This is a genomic window from Streptomyces blattellae (assembly GCF_009709555.1).
Classification (GTDB): Bacteria; Actinomycetota; Actinomycetes; order Streptomycetales; family Streptomycetaceae; genus Streptomyces; species Streptomyces blattellae.
In genome coordinates this window covers 1-17,825 of sequence record NZ_WJBG01000147.1, presented here as the reverse complement: position 1 = coordinate 17,825, position 17,825 = coordinate 1, and the positions used below count along the sequence as shown (strand labels likewise).

The 17,825-nt window shown below is 70.6% G+C and carries 12 protein-coding genes and 3 pseudogenes; 5 read left to right on the top strand and 10 right to left on the bottom strand.

Going from position 1 to position 17,825, the window contains the following annotated elements; all coding sequences use genetic code 11:
• Positions 1 to 17 precede the first annotated feature (17 nt).
• Positions 18 to 1,487 (bottom strand): annotated as a pseudogene (locus tag GFH49_RS15980) (CehA/McbA family metallohydrolase).
• Positions 1,488 to 1,755: 268 nt separating this feature from the next.
• Between GFH49_RS15980 and GFH49_RS15975 the strand changes: the two are divergent.
• Entirely contained in the window at positions 1,756 to 4,386 is a 2,631-nt protein-coding gene (locus tag GFH49_RS15975; RefSeq protein WP_155056550.1) for a bifunctional FO biosynthesis protein CofGH, read from the top strand.
• A gap of 71 nt (positions 4,387 to 4,457) precedes the next feature.
• The gene (locus GFH49_RS15970) at positions 4,458 to 5,018 is read left to right on the top strand and encodes a hypothetical protein (RefSeq protein ID WP_155056549.1); all 561 of its coding nucleotides are present in this window, start codon (positions 4,458 to 4,460) and stop codon (positions 5,016 to 5,018) included.
• Positions 5,019 to 5,033: 15 nt separating this feature from the next.
• Here GFH49_RS15970 and GFH49_RS15965 read toward each other — a convergent pair whose 3' ends face one another.
• The 4 genes and pseudogenes from GFH49_RS15965 to GFH49_RS15950 all read right to left on the bottom strand — a co-directional run bounded on the left by GFH49_RS15965 (position 5,034) and on the right by GFH49_RS15950 (position 8,625).
• A complete protein-coding gene (locus tag GFH49_RS15965) occupies positions 5,034 to 5,603 on the bottom strand; it encodes a hypothetical protein (protein WP_155056548.1) in 570 nt (189 codons plus the stop codon).
• Positions 5,593 to 7,545, bottom strand: a complete 1,953-nt coding sequence (locus GFH49_RS15960) for a caspase, EACC1-associated type (RefSeq protein WP_155056547.1) — start codon at positions 7,543 to 7,545, stop codon at positions 5,593 to 5,595. Before GFH49_RS15960 ends, GFH49_RS15965 begins: the two co-directional genes overlap by 11 nt.
• Positions 7,545 to 8,072: an effector-associated constant component EACC1 gene (locus GFH49_RS39380; protein WP_196218007.1), complete on the bottom strand. Its 528-nt coding sequence runs from the start codon at positions 8,070 to 8,072 to the stop codon at positions 7,545 to 7,547. Before GFH49_RS39380 ends, GFH49_RS15960 begins: the two co-directional genes overlap by 1 nt.
• Before the next feature lie 52 nt (positions 8,073 to 8,124).
• Positions 8,125 to 8,625 (bottom strand): annotated as a pseudogene (locus GFH49_RS15950) (DUF2165 domain-containing protein).
• A 511-nt stretch (positions 8,626 to 9,136) separates the two neighbouring features.
• Between GFH49_RS15950 and GFH49_RS15945 the strand changes: the two are divergent.
• Positions 9,137 to 10,252 carry an ADP-ribosylglycohydrolase family protein gene (locus GFH49_RS15945; RefSeq protein WP_155056546.1) on the top strand — a complete coding sequence of 372 codons (1,116 nt, stop codon included), beginning with the start codon at positions 9,137 to 9,139 and terminating at the stop codon, positions 10,250 to 10,252.
• 44 nt (positions 10,253 to 10,296) lie between these two features.
• Here the strand turns inward: GFH49_RS15945 and GFH49_RS15940 are convergent, their stop codons facing one another.
• Together GFH49_RS15940 and GFH49_RS15935 are read right to left on the bottom strand one after the other, a co-directional pair.
• Positions 10,297 to 11,886, bottom strand: a complete 1,590-nt coding sequence (locus tag GFH49_RS15940) for a sodium:solute symporter family protein (protein WP_155056545.1) — start codon at positions 11,884 to 11,886, stop codon at positions 10,297 to 10,299.
• A 147-nt stretch (positions 11,887 to 12,033) separates the two neighbouring features.
• Positions 12,034 to 12,819, bottom strand: coding sequence for an SDR family oxidoreductase (locus GFH49_RS15935; RefSeq protein ID WP_155056544.1), 786 nt, complete (start codon positions 12,817 to 12,819; stop codon positions 12,034 to 12,036).
• Between the two features lie 75 nt (positions 12,820 to 12,894).
• Here GFH49_RS15935 and GFH49_RS15930 point away from each other — a divergent pair, with 75 nt between their 5' ends.
• Positions 12,895 to 13,734 (top strand): hypothetical protein, encoded by an 840-nt coding sequence (locus tag GFH49_RS15930; protein ID WP_155056543.1) that lies wholly within the window; start codon positions 12,895 to 12,897, stop codon positions 13,732 to 13,734.
• Between the two features lie 95 nt (positions 13,735 to 13,829).
• Here the strand turns inward: GFH49_RS15930 and GFH49_RS15925 are convergent, their stop codons facing one another.
• The 3 genes from GFH49_RS15925 to GFH49_RS15915 all read right to left on the bottom strand — a co-directional run bounded on the left by GFH49_RS15925 (position 13,830) and on the right by GFH49_RS15915 (position 16,291).
• Positions 13,830 to 14,039 (bottom strand): DUF397 domain-containing protein, encoded by a 210-nt coding sequence (locus GFH49_RS15925; protein ID WP_155056542.1) that lies wholly within the window; start codon positions 14,037 to 14,039, stop codon positions 13,830 to 13,832.
• A gap of 215 nt (positions 14,040 to 14,254) precedes the next feature.
• Positions 14,255 to 15,112, bottom strand: coding sequence for a type II toxin-antitoxin system RelB family anti-toxin (relB, locus tag GFH49_RS15920; RefSeq protein ID WP_155056541.1), 858 nt, complete (start codon positions 15,110 to 15,112; stop codon positions 14,255 to 14,257).
• Positions 15,113 to 15,526: 414 nt separating this feature from the next.
• Complete coding sequence (locus GFH49_RS15915) at positions 15,527 to 16,291, bottom strand: GOLPH3/VPS74 family protein (RefSeq protein WP_155056540.1); 765 nt, start codon at positions 16,289 to 16,291, stop codon at positions 15,527 to 15,529.
• Between the two features lie 227 nt (positions 16,292 to 16,518).
• Between GFH49_RS15915 and GFH49_RS40130 the strand changes: the two are divergent.
• Positions 16,519 to 17,825, top strand: a pseudogene (locus GFH49_RS40130) (MSCRAMM family adhesin SdrC); the annotation flags it as partial.

Here is a 17,825-nt window from a genome sequence, read left to right as displayed (position 1 = left end):
CGCGGGGCTGTGGCAGTTCAGCCGCGTCCCAGGAAGATCGGATTCGTGAAAGCCGCCGGCGCCCCCGGCAACGGCCCGAGCGCCGTCTCATGCCGTAGCTCCGCCCGTACATAGGCCGCGTACGACGGCGTCGTCCGCCACTCCACGCTCCCCGTCCCCGACACCGGCAACGGTGCGCTCGTGAACAGCACGCCCTGGTCGGTGACGAGCCGGACCGTGCAGCGTGGTGCGCCGGTGACATCCACGCGGACGGTCACCGGGGTGTCGGGGCCGACCTCCAGCCGCTCGCCGATCCCCGCGTGCTCACCGCGCCCGCCCGCCGCGCTGAAGGCGACGGAGACATGCTGAGACTCGGCGACGTACGAGCGTCCCGCGCGGATGCCCGCCTGGATCGCCTCCCGGCTCAGACCGTCGGCCAGGACGACGGTCTGGGGGAGGCCGACCACGTCCGGACGGCGGTGCGCGTCACTGTTCCCCATCGCCGGAATCCACTCCCGGCCCTCGGACCGCACGGACGCCACCAGCGTCCCGTCCCACTCCGCCAGCGCCACCTCGTCGTCGGGCGTCCACGGCCCGTTCCACACCTCCACGGCGTCCGCCTCGCCGAACCCGTTACTCCAGTTGCAGCCGATGCAGGTGGCGTGCGGATGTGCGGGCACGACGAGACCTCCCGCGCGGCGGATCTGCCGGGCGAACCGGCCGAACCGGTTGTCGCGGGCCCGGTAGCGCCAGTCGACGAACGTGCCCGGGTCCGTGCCCAGCGCCACCACATGACCGTTCCGCGTCGTCACCTCCTCACCCAGCATGATCAGCAGGTCGTCGCCCGCCTCCTCGGCCCAGTGCGCGTGTGCCGAGTACGTGTTGTGCTCCGACGTGTTGATGAAGTCCAGCCCCGCCGCCCGCGCGAGCGCCGCGATCTGCGCCGGGGTGCGGCGGCCGTCGGAGTGCCAGGAGTGCAGATGGCAGTCCCCGCGGTACTAGGCCAGGCCTCGCCCCTTCGCACGCGAGGGCGGGTACACCGGCTCGGCGACGGCGCCCGGTTCGCCGTAGGACAGCGTGATCGTGATCTCGTACGGCAGACCCTGCGGCGCCACCGTGTACGGGCCGAGCGCGATGTGCCAGGTGCCGGGGCGGATGGGGCCCGGGATGTAGCCGGGGGTGGCGTCGTCCGCGCGGAGGAAGAACTCCGTGCGCGCCCCGCCCGACCAGCCCCTGAAGCCACGGCCGCCCAGCTCGGTGCCGCGTTCGTCGAAGATGCCGATGTCGAGCGCGTTGCCGGGGGTGCCGGCCGGGACGGAGGGCTTGTCGTAGGTGTACGCGACCCTGATCTCCCGTACGCCGGGCGGGACTTCGAGCGGCAGGTGGACGTAGTCGGGTGATCCGGTGGGCAGGGTGCCGCGAACCGTCTTCGTCTCCGGGGTCCGGCCGTCCGCGGCCGAGGCGAAGCTCACGCTCCCAACGTAAGCGCGGGTGGCCGCCCCCGTCACGCAGAGCGCGCGTCTGCCGTCGCTTGGATCCCGACCGGTCGGTAGTTGCCTCCGGCGGGGGAGGCGGAGGTGTTGCGGGTGCTGGACGAGTACGCGGTGTACCGGTAGCCGCCGGGAGGGGGAGGGCGACCAGCCGCAGCCAGCTCGCACCCGCCACGACCCGCACCCGCCACGACCCGCACCCGCCACGACCCGCACCCGCCACGAACCGCAGCCCCCAGGCCCCCGACCCCGCTGAACCGGTGGAGCCCCTCCGTATGCTCGAAGGATGACGACTTCCGCGACCTCCGGAACCGGCCCCGACGGACCCACCGGTCGGACCAGCCCCACAGGTCCGACCGGCCCCACCGCGAACTCCATGCGTCGCGCCCTCAAACGCGCCCGGGACGGCGTCGCCCTCGACGTCACCGAGGCGGCGGTGCTCCTCCAGGCCCGTGGCGAGGCCCTCGACGACCTGACCGTGTCCGCCGCCCGGGTGCGGGACGCGGGCCTCGACGCGGCCGGCCGCCCCGGGGTCATCACGTACTCGAAGAGCGTCTTCATCCCGCTCACCCGGCTGTGCCGGGACACATGCCACTACTGCACGTTCGTGACCGTGCCCGGCAAGCTGCGCCGGGCCGGACACGGGATGTTCATGTCCCCGGACGAGGTCCTCGACATCGCCCGCCGCGGTGCCGCCCTCGGCTGCAAGGAAGCCCTCATCACCCTCGGCGACAAGCCCGAGGAGCGGTGGCCTCAGGCGCGCGAGTGGCTCGACGCGCACGGCTACGACGACACCATCGCCTACGTCCGCGCCATCTCCATCCGCATCCTGGAGGAGACGGGGCTGCTGCCGCACCTCAACCCCGGGGTCATGTCGTGGACCGACTTCCAGCGGCTGAAGCCGGTCGCTCCGTCCATGGGCATGATGCTGGAGACGACCGCCACCCGGCTGTGGTCCGAGCCGGGCGGGCCGCACTACGGCTCCCCGGACAAGGAACCCGCCGTACGGCTGCGGGTGCTGGAAGACGCGGGACGGTCGTCGGTCCCCTTCACGTCCGGGCTGCTGATCGGGATCGGCGAGACGTACGAGGAGCGCGCCGAGTCGCTGTTCGCGCTGCGCCGCGTAGCGCGGTCGTATCACGGCATCCAGGAACTCATCATCCAGAACTTCCGCGCCAAGCCCGACACCGCGATGCGCGGCATGCCGGACGCGGAACTGGACGAGCTGGTCGCGACGGTGGCGGTGGCCCGGCACATCATGGGCCCGGCGGCCTGTCTGCAGGCCCCGCCGAACCTGGTCGACTCCGAGTACGGTCGGCTCATCGGCGCCGGGATCGACGACTGGGGCGGGGTGTCGCCGCTGACCATCGACCACGTCAACCCGGAACGCCCCTGGCCGCAGATCGAGGAGCTGGCGGCGAAGTCCGCAGCCGCCGGTTTCGAGCTGCGGGAACGTCTCTGCGTGTACCCGGAGTTCGTCCGCCGCGGCGAGCCCTGGCTGGACCCGAGGCTGCGCCCGCACGTGGCGGCCCTGGCCGACCCGGAGACGGGCCTGGCCCGCCCGGACGTGGCCGTCGAGGGCCACCCGTGGCAGGAGCCGGACGAGGCGTTCGTGTCGTCAGGCCGTACGGATCTGCACACCACGATCGACACCGAGGGCCGTACGTCCGACCGCCGCGACGACTTCGACGAGGTGTACGGCGACTGGGGCGCCCTGCGTGAGGCGGCGGCGCCGGGCATGCTGCCGTCCAGGATCGACACCGACGTACGCGCCGCTCTGGCGACGGCGGCGGACGACCCGGCGAAGCTGACCGACGAGGAGGCGCTGGCGCTGCTGCACGCGGACGGTCCGGCGCTGGACGCGCTGTGCCGGGTGGCCGACGACGTACGCAAGTCGGCGGTCGGCGACGACGTCACCTACATCGTCACCCGGAACATCAACTTCACCAACGTCTGCTACACGGGCTGCCGATTCTGCGCCTTCGCCCAGCGCCGCTCGGACGCGGACGCCTACACGCTCTCGCTGGAGCAGGTGGCGGACCGGGCGCGGCAGGCGTGGGACGTGGGGGCGGTGGAGGTGTGCATGCAGGGCGGCATCCACCCGGACCTGCCCGGCACGGCGTACTTCGACATAGCGCGAGCGGTGAAGTCCCGCGTCCCCGGTATGCACGTGCACGCCTTCTCACCGATGGAGGTCGTGAACGGCGCCACCCGCACCGGCATGTCCATCCGCGAGTGGCTGACGGCGGCGAAGGAAGCGGGCCTCGACTCCGTCCCCGGCACGGCGGCCGAGATCCTCGACGACGAGGTCCGCTGGATCCTGACGAAGGGCAAGCTGCCGACGGCCACCTGGATCGAGGTGATCACGACGGCGCACGAGCTGGGCATCCGGTCCTCGTCGACGATGATGTACGGCCACGTGGACCAGCCACGCCACTGGCTGGGCCACTTGCGGACGCTGGCGGGGATCCAGCAACGGACGGGCGGCTTCACGGAGTTCGTGACCCTGCCGTTCATCCACACCAACGCGCCGGTGTACCTGGCGGGCATCGCGCGGCCGGGCCCGACGATGCGGGACAACCGCGCGGTCACGGCGATGGCCCGCCTCCTGCTGCACCCGCACATCCCCAATATCCAGACGAGCTGGGTGAAGCTGGGGACGGAGGGCGCGGCCGAGATGCTCCGCTCCGGCGCCAACGACGTCGGTGGCACGCTGATGGAGGAGACGATCTCGCGGATGGCGGGGTCGTCGTACGGCTCGTACAAGTCGGTGCGTGATCTGGTGGCCGTGGCGGAGGCGGCGGGCCGCCCGGCGAAGCCGCGTACGACGCTCTACGGGGAGGTGCCTCAGGAGCGGCAGCGGGCGGCGGAGGCGTCGGACGGGCATCTGCCGGAGCTCTTGCCGCTGTTGGACTGACGGACAGGAGGCTCACAGTACGATGATCTGACCCCTGCTTCGGGGGCCCGTAACGGAGGAGATGCGTACCCGTGCCAGGCTCGAAGACCTGGGTGACCGGTCTGACGGTGGGAGCGACAGCCGTGGTCGCCGTCCTGGCCGTCCAGGCCGGCAACGGTCCGCGCCCCACGGCGGCGGCGGCCGGTCCCAGCGCGTCGGCGTCGGCTTCCGGGGGCGCGCGGCCCGGCCCCGACCCCACCGCCTCCGCACCGGCCGCGGTACCGGACGCCTCCGGCACCGGCCGGCGCATCGTCTACTCCCTCGGGCAGCGGCGGGTGTGGCTGGTCGACGAGAGCGACGCCGCCCGCCGTACGTTCGCCGTGTGGCCGGGGACGGTCGCCCCCGACCCCGGCAGCTACTCCGTCGTCGGCCGCCGGGACGCGACGACGGGCTCGGACGGGGTGGAGGTCGAGAACATCGTCTACTTCGCCACCAAGTCCGGCCTAAACATCGCCTTCTCCAACGCCGTCGACGGCTCCTCGCCCCCGCCGCCCTCCGGCACCCCGACCGGCGGCATCCGGATGGGCAGGGCCGACGGGTCGGCGGTGTGGACGTTCGGCTCGCCGGGGACGACGGTGGTGGTCGTCGACTGAGGGCACGGTCCGGTGCTAGCCGATCGGTCCTCGCTCGACTCGCGCGTCTTTCCATTCGGCGCTGAAGGAGGGGCAGCCCGCGTCGCCACCGTCCCAGTACATGGTGATCCCGACCGAATCCGGAGTGCGGTCGATGGCGAAGTCGGTCTTCACCGTGTACGTGTGCAGCCATCTCAAGCTGCCGCCCCCGGCCCGTTCACCGTCGACGCGGATCTCCCAGCGGATGCGCCGGTCGGCGCAGTCGCGGGGCACGGAGAAGCTGAGCTCTCCGCGCAGTTCGCGGCCCTCGAAACCGAAATCGCGGCCGGTGCCTTCGGGGCGGAAGCTGCTCTCGGCACGCTTGTGTACGTCCCAGGTGAGATAGCGCTCTTCGGTCGCTTCCTGCCCACCGCGTTTTTCCTTACGGAAGACGGGAGTCGATCCGTGTTCGGCGTGCGTCAGATAGAGGGTGTTCGTCGCGGTGAGCAAAAGAGGCAGGCCGGCGAACACGACCACGAAAGCGAGGAAGGCGAGGCCGGGGACCCACCCCGCGCTGTGTCCGGTGGCAGGCCCCTTTTGGTCTCCCTCTCCGTCGTCAGAAGGCATAGAACACGTCGTAGCTCTTGGAGAGACCCGGCCCCTCCCACACCAGGCCGAAGGTGTCACATGTACCGGCGGCCCCGGTCGAACCGACGCTCAGCGTGACCTCGTGCACGGTGGGCCCGTAGGGGAAATCGGTCGCGATCTCCGTGCCTGCGCCCGGCTTTTCGACCTTCGCCGTTCCGTTCTTGAAGCGGTGCCCGTCAATGGCGATCTCCCATTCGGCTTCGACGGGATTTCCCTCGCACTCTCTTCCCACCTCCAGGCGCAGACTGCCCTGAAGGCGGTCGGTCGGGGCGCCGCCGTCCGCTGCGAACTCGCTCTCCACTCTGCCCGCCACATCCCAGATGTACGTGTCGCCCGCGACGGTGGGCTGACGGCCGCCGGAGGGCTTGAGATCGACGGTGACAAGGCTGACGAACACGCCGATGAGCAGATAGAGCGGTACCGCCGCGGACAGCACGGCGACGAGGACGCAGCCGGCGCCCCGTGCGGAGGGTGGCGGTGCCGTCGCATCGTGGGGGGCGGCGGGGGCCGGGGGCGCGTCCGGTACGGTGTCGAGCGCGACGGCCGGACCGTCGCCTTCGGCGCGCACCTCGTCTGCCACCCTGACCGGCGCCTTCGCGCTGACGGTGGAGTCACCTGCCGCCGACTCGCCGGTCTCCGCGGTGGATTCCGGGGCCAGAAGCCTGCGCACCTGCCGGCGCAGCACGTCGACCTCGCGCCTGAGCAGGCGGACGTTCTCCCGTTCGTCGGCCAACTCGCCCGCGGTGTCCCTGACGTACTGCCGGGCGTGTCCGAGCTGACGCAGCAACCTGTCCCGTTCCGCACGGAGCGCGGATCCGTCCAGCTCCTGGGCGAGGTCGTCCAACTCGGTCTTGAGCCGGTCCGCCTCCTCCCGCCAGTACAGCAGTTGCGTGTCCGTGTCCTTGCTCGCGCGTTGTGCGGCACGTCGGAGGGCGTGCAGCCGGGCCAGGTCCTCCGCCGGGAGCGGGCTGCCGTATGAGCGAATGAAGTCCGCGAGTGCGTCGAGCACCTGCTTCGGAGCGATGCGCCCGCCCTTGAGGTAGCGCTTGACCTGTGCCGGGGGCAGTGCCAGTGCTTCGCTCAGATCCCGGTGCGGGCCGCCGCGCTCGTCCAGAGCGGGCCGGACGGCCGCGCCCAGGGCTTGTGCGTATGCGGCGGCTTCCGGGCTCACCGCCTGGTCCCACCGGTTGTGCGCGAGGACGATGCGGTGCCCGAAGTGGTCCGCGCGCTGCTGGGGTTCGGGACGGCCCTTGGCGATCAGCTCGCGGCGGACATGTCTGAAGAACGAATCCGTGTCGAGCAGGTCCGGGCCATCCGGAATGCCCTGGTCCAGCGCCTTGATGATCTCGCCGGTGAACGCCGTGAACTCCTCGCCCTTCGGGGCCAGCGCGCGAGCCGTCGCCGACGCCGCCGTCAGCAGGTACGTACCCTTGATCCCCGCCAGGTCGGCCAGTTCCTCGTTCGGTGCGCCGAGATGGTCCGCGAACGCCCGCCCGCCGTAACAGCAGTCCAAGATGACCAGGCGCTGCCGAGCGGTGCACACCTCCATCAGCGTGTGCCGGATGTGGTTGAAGTCCAGGGCGTTGTAAAGGCGTTCGGAGTCCCCGCCGGGCAGGGCCAGGTGCAGGCCGAACTTGAGCGGGGAGAGGCCGTGTCCGGCGAAGTACACCAGGAGGGCGTCCTTTGCCTGCTCGGCGGCCGTGTGCAGGGTCTGCATGACCTCCTGGGCGGAGGCGACGTCCTCGCCGGACAGTGCGATGCAGTGTTCCTCGGGCAGGCCCCACAGGTCGCCGTCCATGAGCAACTCCCTCAATTTGCTCACGTTGTTGGTGACCGCGGGCAGATCCGGCAGCTTCTCGTAGTCGGCCACTCCGATCAGCACGGCACGGGAGCGGGCGGGGTCGGGGAAGGGGGTGTTCATCAGGCGCCGAGCGGCCCTCGGTCGCCGCGGTTGTCTCCCGCTCTGCCGGTGTCGGTGTCAGTGGTGCGGGTACCGGATCCGGGATCCTCGGCAGGAGCGTCCGCTTCGGGCACACCGTCTTGGGGCACACCGTCTTGGGGCACACCGCCTTCGGGCACACCGTCGTGAAGCGCCGCCATGATGCGGCGGATCTCTTCGTCGGAACAGCCGTGGACCGTGACGGAGCCGCGGCTGGTCGTCAGCGTCACCGCGGGCGCGGAGGGGCGGGCGGTGCGCCAGGAGGCGTACGCGAGCGCCAGGTTGAGGGCCGCGAACCCGTGGCCCAGAGCCAGGTCGATGATCTCGGCCGCGCCCATGGCCTCCGTGTCGTCCGGCTGCGCGGGACGGAGGCTGATGTCCGAGTGCTCCCGGACATCAGCCGTCTGCCTCAGCCACGCGTAGAGATCGAGGGTGGCCCTGTCTCCGCCCTCGGCCCCGGACGCGCCGAGACTGATCTGCACGCTTCCGGCGCTGCGCTGACGTTCCATGAGAAGCAACGGTAGCCAGAAACCGTCCCGAACACAGGCAAGTTGTCCAGCATCACGACTCACCCCGTCCACCGGTCAGCTGCACCACGAGCAGCACCGTCCCGCTGAACACGAAGGCACGCGTCGCCGCGTCGAGCCCGTTCCAGTCCGCCGACTGCTACATCGCGAACCACTCACCGCCGATCGCGATGAACCCGGCGCCGAACAGCAGCAGGACCATCAGCAGGCCGTACGTCGAGAACCGCCGGGCGCGGGTGTCGTCACGGCGGAACCAGAGCCACGTGCCGTACAGCAGCACCAGCGCCGCGACCGTCTCCCAGACGATGATCACCACGTACGCCGTGTCCTGAAGCCCCTTGCTGGTGATCGCTCTCCACATCACGTCGTCGTCCTTGAACGTCGTGTCCATCGCCAGGACGTGCCGCACGAACTGCTGGTTCGTCCCGAAGTCCGTGATGTTCCCGAAGGCGACGAGCGCTATGTAGAGCGCGACGGTCGCGGTGAGCAGGGTTGCGGTGAGGTGGAGGGCGCTTCGTGGGGTTGTCGTTGCCATGAAGGTCATCCTGCCTGCCGGAACGCGAATGTCTGTGCGGAACCTGTGAGTTGCTCTCGCGAGCCCGACGACGGCGAGTACTCCCACCGGGGACACTCCTGACCGCCGAGGTTGCCCGTGACCGGACGGCCCGGTGTACGGACGGGCGGTGGCGTGCCGTGGTGAGGCGCGGAGGAAGCTCGGCGTCGAGGCGCGCGGGGGGCTGAGTGGCGGCGTCTTGTCCGGCCACGGCTCTGGGCGTGGCCGGACGACGCTCCCGCACCGTATCGACGGGCGACGGGCCGTACGGACCGCTGATCCCCATGTCCGAACCGCTCCGGAGGCCTTGCGCGGCGGTGATGAGCCTCGCGCCCCTCCGCGCCGTGCGTGAGCCGGCGAAGTCCGCCCATAGCCGACCGCCCCGGACGACCCTGGCACACCCCGCATACTGATCCGCCCCCTCAACGGACCGTCCCCGTTCGATTACAGTGCTGAGCTGTCGTACGTGCGGGCGATACCAACGGAGGTCTTGGTGGGTGCGGCAGCCGGGGCCGTCTGGGGACGTGCCGAGCAGCAGGACTTCCGTAGCCGGGTGCGTGGGACGCTGCTCGGTGCGGCGCTGGGGGATGCGCTGGGCGCTCCCGTCGACGGGCTCGGGAGTGATGAGATCCGGGAGGCGTACGGCGCCGAAGGGCTCGTCGATCTTGCCGTCGGGTATGGCAGGCGGGGCGCCGTCACTCATCTCACCCAGCTCACCCTCTTCTCGGTCGACGGGCTGATACGCGCCCAGGTGCGCCGGGACACCGGCGCCTGGCATCCGCCGACCGATCTGCACCGGGCCTATCTGCGATGGGCGGCGACCCAGCGGGACTGGGGACCCGACGAGCGGCGCAAGGACGACGGGTGGCTGGCCCGGGAGGAGTGGCTGTACGCCCGGCGGGATCCCGCGCGCTCGCTGCTCGTCGGGTTCGGGGACGAGGCCATGGGTACGCTCGACGCGCCCAAGAATCCCGGTGAGACGGGGCCCGAGGCAGCCGCCCGTTCCGCGCCGTTCGGGCTGCTCGTGGGATGGGAGCCGCAGCTGGTCGTGCAGCTTGCCGTGGAGTGTGCCGCGCAGACGCACGGGCACCCCGCCGCCTACCTGTCCGCGGGCGCGTACGCCGTGATCGTGCACTCGCTGGCCCGCGGTGAGAGCCTCGACGGCGCCGTGCAGCGGGCCCTCTCACTGCTCGCCGCCCGGCCCGGGCACCAGCCCGTCTCCGACTCCCTCCAGCACGCCCTGGGCGCCGTACGGCAGGGCATGCCCTCGCCCTCGCGGGTGGAGCAGCTGGCGGGGGACGGGACGGCGGACGGACTGCTGGCCGCCTCCGTGTACTGCGCGCTGGTCGGCGAGGACGTCCGGCACGGGCTCTGTCTCGCCGTGAACCAGGCCGGGCCCTCGGCTGCGGCCGGCGCGCTGACCGGCGGGCTGCTGGGCGCCCTGCACGGCGAAACGGCCCTCCCGCCGGCCTGGCTGGCCGAACTGGAGGGCCGTCCCACGATCCTGGAACTCGCCGACGACTTCGCCATGGAGATGACGCAGGCGCCCGCGCTGCATGGTCCGACCGGCTCGGCCCCCGGCTGGATCGCGCGGTATCCGAGGGCCTGACCGGTTCCGCCTGCCGCCGACTCGGTTCAGTCCTTTCAGTCCTTTCAGTCCTTCGACATACGCACCACGTCGTCCCCCGCCGCAGCCCCGGTCCCGGTCCCGGCCGGAGCCGGCACCGCCGCAGCCGCCGCCCCGTCCCCGTCCGTGTTGATCTTCTCGATGACGGCGAGCCGCTCCGGGGTGTCCTCCGGCTTGATGAAGCCGATGAGGATGTAGAGGACCAGCGACACCGCCAGCGGGACCGACACCTGGTACTGGAGCGGGACGCCGCCGTCGACGTTCCAGTGGATCGGGTAGTTGACCAGCCAGAAGGCGAACAGGCCCAGGGCCCAGCTGGTGAGCGCGGCGGTCGGGCCGGAGCGGCGGAACGGCCGCAGCAGGCCCAGCATCATCGGGATCGCCATCGGGCCCATCAGACCGGCCACCCACTTGATCACGACCGTGATGATGTCGCCGAAGGTCGGGGAGTTGACCTGGGTGGCCGCCGCCATGGACAGGCCCAGGAAGACGACCGTGGTCACGCGGGCCACGCGCAGGCCCTGCCCCTGGCTCCAGGTCCGTGCCCGGCGCCAGACCACCGGTGCGCAGTCGCGGGTGAAGACGGCCGCGATCGCGTTGGCGTCGGAGGAGCACATGGCCATGGTGTGCGAGAAGAAGCCGACGATCACCAGGCCCAGCAGGCCGTGCGGGAGGAGCTGTTCGGTCATCAGGCCGTAGGAGTCGGAGCCGTCCGGATTCTGCGCCTCGACCAGCAGCGGCGACATCCACATGGGGAAGAACAGGACGAGCGGCCACACCAGCCAGAGGATCGCCGACAGGCGTGCCGACCGCTCGGCCTCGCGGGCGTTGGGCGTGGCCATGTAGCGCTGGGCCTGGTTGAGCATGCCGCCGTTGTACTCGAACAGCTTGATGAAGAGGAAGGCGAGGAGGAAGACCGTTCCGTACGGTCCGACCAGCGGCTTCTCGTGGCCCTGCAAGGCGGGTTCGTCCCAGGCACTGAAGAACCCGATGCCCTTGTTGTCGAGTTCGACGATCACCGCGACGAACATGGCGATACCGGCGAGGAGTTGGATGGCGAACTGGCCGAGTTCGGTCAGCGCGTCCGCCCACAGGCCGCCGATGGTGCAGTAGACGGCGGTGATGCAACCGGTGATGAGGATGCCCTGGTTCAGGGACACACCCGTGAACACCGACAGCAGCGTCGCGATCGCGGCCCACTTCGCGCCCACGTCCACGATCTTCAGCAGCATCCCGGACCAGGCCAGCGCCTGCTGGGTCTTGAGGTCGTAGCGGTTCTTCAGGTATTCGAGCGGGGAGGCAACGTGCAGCCGGGAACGCAGCCGGTTGATGCGTGGCGCGAACAGTTTCGACCCGACGGCGATACCGAGGGCGATCGGGAAGGACCAGGTCACGAAGGACGTGACGCCGTAGGTGTAGGCGATGCCCGCATAGCCGGTGAACATCACCGCGCTGTAGCCCGACATGTGGTGCGAGATGCCGGAGAGCCACCAGGGCATCTTGCCGCCGGCCGTGAAGAAGTCGCTGACGGTGTCCACGCGCTTGTGCGACCAGACGCCGATGGCGACCATCACACCGAAATAGCCGATGAGCACGGCCCAGTCGAGACTGTTCATGTGCCCCCTTCCAGGGTCCGCCTTGTGAACGGCCCGCTCATCGTGAGTGTGTTTACAGGGGCACGACAAGCAAGCGTAAGGTCAAGGGGCGGTAAAAATGTTCCCCTAAGTGACCTACGTTCATGGACGTGAACGCTGGAAAATGGCTCAGCGCATCAGCTCCCCCGCGTTGACCAGCAACGACTGCCCCGTGATCGCCCGCGCCCGGTCCGACGCCAGGAAGACGGCCGCGTCGGCCACGTCCTCGTCCGTGGCCAGCTCCGGCAGCGCCATCCGATCCGTCAGCCGCTTCAGTACGTCCGCCTCCGGCACCGCCTCGGTCTCCGCCGCGAACTGCACGTACGCCCGCACCGGCGGCCCCCACATCCACCCCGGCAGCACGGTGTTCACCCGGATCCGGTACGGCCCGAGCTCCCGCGCCAGCGAGTACATCGCGCTCGTCAGCGCCCCCTTCGAAGCCGCGTACGCCGCCTGCCGCACCTGCGAGGGTGCCGCCACCGCCGACTGCGTCCCGATGAACACCACCGAGCCCCCGCACGCCTTGAGCGCCGGCAGGCACGCCCGGGTCATCCGCAGCGAACCCAGCAGATTCACGTCGATGACCGACTGCCAGGTCACGAAGTCGGCATCCTCCAGACCGCCGAAGCAGCCGTCCCACGCGGCCACATGGACGACCGCGTCGATCCCCCCGAACCGCTCCCGCGCCAGATCGGCGAGGGCCCCGCACTGCGCCTCGTCGGTGATGTCGGTGGCCCGGTACGCCGTGTGCGCCCCGTCCGGATCGATCTCGGCGGCGCTCTTGGCGAGGTTCGCCTCCGTCCGCGCCCCCAGTACGGCATTGCCCCCGTCCCGTATGACGGCCGACGCGACCTGATGCCCGAGCCCGGCCCCGACTCCCGACACGACGACCGTCCTGCCCGCGAGCAGCGACATATCGATCCCTCCCGGCTCTGGCGCTCTATCTGACGGAGCGTCAGAGTATGGGCGTGCGCAGGAAAGGGGAACCGCATGAGCGACGACACCCGCAGCGACACCTACGCCGAACTGGCCGCCGTAGGCCCGTACGGTGTCCACCCGGGCCACGCCCTGATCACCATGGTCGAGCCGCATCCGGGCCACGAGTACGCCTACAACCGCTGGTACGAGGACGACCACTACTACGCCGGCGCGATGGCCATGCCCTGGATGTACGCCGGGCGCCGCTGGGTGGCCACCCGCGACCTCCAACTGCTCCGCTACCCCGAGGAGTCGGCGATCGCCCAGCCGGTCACCGACGGCTGCTACATCTCGACGTACTGGATCACCGACGGCCGCTACGACGACCACATGAAGTGGACCGTCGGCATCAACAAGCGCCTCAACCGCGACGGACGCGTCTATCAGGACCGTACGCACGTCTTCACGGCCTTCCAGGACCACGAGGCGACGGTGTACCGGGACGGCGCGGCCGGCCCCCGCGACCACCACGCCCTCGACCACCCCTACGCCGGACTGGTCGTGGAGGTCATCGACGCCGAATCACCCGGGCAGCGGGCCGAACTGCTGGAGTGGTTGCGTTCCCGCCATCTGCCGAAGCGGGTGGCGGGCTCGCCGTGCGCCATGGTCGTCGTCTTCCGGCCGACCCCGCTGCCGGGAGATCGCATGTCGTACGTGAAGCAGGTCGAGGGCGTCGATACCCGGCTGACCCTGCTGTGGTTCCTCCAGGCGGATCCGCGGGAGTGCTGGGAGGCGTACTTCACCGGGCTGGACACGGCGGTCGGGGAGGCGGGGCTGGGGAGGGTGGAGCTGGTGGCGCCGTTCGTGCCGACGGTGCCCGGGACGGACCGGTACGTGGACAGGTTGCGGTGATCGGTGGAAGGGGTGAGCCCCCTCGGCAAGGACGGCGGGCTGGTCGAGAGGGCTCTTGCTGTGGTGCTTATGGAGTTGTGGGAGATCGGTGCCGCTCAGCCGAGGTCGAACGCTCCCCGGCCGGCCTGAGCCACGAAGGCGTTCCACGCGTCCGCCGGGAAGGCCAGCGTGGGGCCCTCGGGGACCTTGGAGTCCCGGACGGCCATGGCCGCGAGAACCGGTGACTTGATCTCGACGCACGCGCCGTTTCCCGTGGAGTACGAGGACTTGGTCCACGTGTCCGTGGCGCCCTGACGAATTGCCATGTTCGCTCCGCATTGCCAGTTGATGAGTTGCTGAGTTGCGTAGTTGCTGAGATTGCGCCAACGGTGTTGCTCGATGGCGTGATCGACGCTACTCGCCAACATCGGCTGATGAAGTGACCATTCACTCGACCGGATGGCATATTCCAATGGAGCTTCCATTTCGGCCAGGTGAAGGTGTACTGTACGCCTCTTTCTGCCCAGGGTCCCAGGGTGGGTCAGCGGGCGTAGTCCTTCGCGATGTTCGCGATGAACTCCCGGGACTGATCCACGTTCAGGGCCTGGGCGCGCAGGTGCTCGTACATCACCGCGTACTTCTGCACGTCGTTCGCCTTCTCCAGGTACAGATCGCTGGTGACGCCCTCGATGTAGACGACGCTCGAATCCGCCGCGTCCGGGAACTCCAGGATGGCGTACTGCCCGTTCAGGCCGGGATGGGCGCCCATGTCGAAGGGGATCACCTGCACGGTGACGTGCGGCAGCTGCGACTGCTCGACCAGGTACTCCAACTGCTCCCGCATCAGGGAGCGGTTGCCGACCACCCGGCGCAGGGCGGCCTCGTCCAGAACGGACCACAGGCGCAACGGGTTGTCCGGGGCGGTGATTCGTTCCTGCCGGCGCAGCCGCACCTGGACGCGCTTGTCGACCTCGCCCGGCGCCGTCTCCGGCAGCGCGCCCGCGATCAGCGCCTCCGCGTACGGCCGGGTCTGCAGCAGGCCGGGGACGACCTGCGGGTCGTACACCCGAAGGCTCGCCGCGTCCGTCTCCAGCCCGATGTAGACGCTGTACGGGATGTCGCCGAACGAATGCCACCAGCCCTGCTGGCGGGAGTCCTTGGCCATTTGCATCAGCGAGTCGACGATGCGGTGGTCCTCCACCTCGTAGACCCCGCACAGATCGCGGACGTCGCGCTGGCTGATGCTGCGCCGGCCGTTCTCCAGGCGGCTGATCTTCGACTGTGAGACCAGGAGCCGCTCCGCCACTTCTTCGGCCGTCATGCCCTTGAGCTCGCGAAGCCTGCGCAACTCCTGGCCCAGCCGGCGTCGCCTGACGGTGGGATTGACATTGGACGCCACGGGACGTGCACCTCCGGCTGCGTGCCTTGATTTGCCACTTTGCGTATCTGCTGCTGAGCAGACTGCCACCAAGGTGCTTCTTACCGCTGGGAAACGGTGGATATACGGCGGGTACGCGCCAGTTCGGACGCGGTGGCGCCGGGTGGCGCGGCAAGAATGCGCCGCTACGCACGGCCGCGCGGGGCGGTGAGGCCGTGTCGTCGTCCAGGACGTACGGCCTCATTGCCCCGCGCGGTCCAGCGGCTCCCGTACCGGTCCGGGGGATGCGGTGCGGCGCTGATGTGCGTGGTGCGGTGGTGCGGTTGTGGGTGGTGCGGCTGTGAGTGGTGCGTGGTGCGGTTCTGGGCTGTGCGGCGGTTCTGGGCTTGTGCGGCGGCGGTTCGGGTGGTGCTGCTCGTGTCGTGGGACTGCGGCTCAGTGAGCCACGGCACGCGTCATGGAACCGCGGCGCGGTTGCATCGGAACACCGCGGGCGGGTTCCGGTGCGGCCCTGCCGCCGGGGGCGGCCTGACGGCCGGCCGGCGATGGAGATGCCGGGCTGCGGCGCGGCTGGGCCGCGACGCCGTTCTGGACGTCCATCACGGCGTGCGCCACGAGGCCGCCCATGGGGTCGTGCCTGATCAGATCCCGTAGCCGGGAGCGGGACGAGCGTCCCTCATTGCCCGGGTACAGGTGCTTGCCGAGGCCGACCGCGTGCGCCAGTGCGGCGAGCGCCGCGGTCCGCGGGTCCGGCGGGACGCCGGTGCGGATCGCGGAATCCAGCCGGGCCCTGATCTCCCGGCTGATTTCGGTCTGACTGGCTTGGTAGCGAGTCGTCGGCAGCACCCCGCACATCTGGCCCGCCACGGCATGCACCATGCCGCACCGCTCCAGATGCGAGAGGTAGGTCTGGCGTAGGCCAAGGCGCGGCCCGCCAATCCAGTGGACTGCCCGCACCGGAGCGCCGCGCCTTCGCAGCAACTCGAGCGCACAGTCGAGAGTCGGATCTCCAGTCGGCCGTGGGGACACCACGGCGATACGATCCCCGTCTGGGGCTATCCGTCCGGCCAGCGCCAGCTCCACTAGCTGTGCTCCGGCCAGACCTAGGTCGAGCGACTGCGGCTGTGCAGTGGTACCCGTGGCCGGGTCCAGTGCCAGCAGCAGAAGCTCCTCCGGAAGTGTTCTGCGGCTCCTGCCCATCCATGCCTCCCCGCGTGGATGAATGACAGGGTGACCCCTCTCACATTGGTCTGTCGAGAGTGCGTGACCGGAATGTAGTGGAACCGGCAGGTATGTCGTTCTCGTCTACCGCAGAGGTTAAGCCCGCACACAGGACACTGGTACATGGTTCGGACAGGGGTAGGGACGCCGTGTCCGGGCGGGCGATTCACGGTTCGGTACGCGCACGGAAGGCTTCCGTGCGGCGCATGGAGGAGGCATCGGTGGCGGGCGAGTTCCCCGACAGGTCGAAGCAGCGCGAGTCGTCGGCAGAACCGACGTCGGGGAGCGCGGGTCCGGTTCCCGAAGCCAGGAGCGAGACCGCGGATCCGCGCCTCGCCGTGGCCCGGGACGCGGCCACGTCCGAGGCGCGGGGCGGGGTGGACACGGCGACGAGGGTCTTCTCCGTACGAGACCTCCCGAAGGATGTGCGGGGCGCCGAGGGCGGGAAGGGAGCCGCCGGCGTGGGTGAGAAGGGGGTCACCGGGGCCGCCGGTGCCGCCGGGGATGGCGGGGATGGCGGGGATGACGGTGCCTCCGGGGCCTCCGGGGCCTCCGGGGCCTCCGGGGCCTCCGGGGACGGCGGGGACGGCGGGGACGACGGGGTCGCCGGGGCCGCTGGAGAGGGCGGGGACGAGGTCGAGGGGGCCGTCGGCGTGGGTGAGAAGGGAGCCGCCGGAGAGGGCGGGGACGGGGTCGACGGGGCCGACCGCGAGGGTGAGGGTGACGGCGGCGGTGCAGAGGGCGCTGCCGGGACTGAGGGCTCTTCCACCGGGGACGCCGGGCATGCCGGGGACGCCGGGGACGCCGGGGACGCCGGGGACGCCGGGGGTGCCGGTGCCGGGGAGAAGCCTGCGGGTGAGGACCGGCTGCGGGCGGCGGTGGCCGCTTGGGTTGCCGGGGCGGATGAGAAGCCGTCGGAGGGGGACGCGGAGGCTGCTGGGGCCGACGAGGGTGAGGCCGGGGGCGTGGCGGCGTCTCAGGGCGCCGGTGGGCGCGAGGTGGCGTCCGGGGGTGCCGATCGGGGCGTGGCGGCGTCTGAGGGCTCCGGTGGGGGCGCGGAGGGCGGCGATGAGGCTGCTGGTGACGCGCAGGCGGCTGCGGGGGGCGATCCCGGGGCGGAGACCGACGCCGAGGTTGAGACTGACGCCGAGGTTGAGACTGACGGCGAGGTTGAGACTGACGGCGAGGTTGAGACTGACGCTGGGCCGGAAACCGACGCCGGTGCCGAGACGGATGCCGGCTCTGAGGGCGATGGGGACGCCAGCGGTGACGCTTCGGTTGACGCCGGGGGCGGGGCCGACCGTGAGGTGAGGGCCGGTTCCGGGGCTGATGTCGAGTCGGAGGGCGACTCCGACACTGACGGCGGGGCCGACGCCGAGGCCGACTCCGACGCCGACGCTGAAACTGACGTCGACGTCGAGACGGATGCCGACTCTGAGGGCGGCGCGGGCGCCGAGGGTGAGGCCGGTTCCGGGGCTGGCGTAGAGCCTGAGGACGACGCCGACGCTGCGGC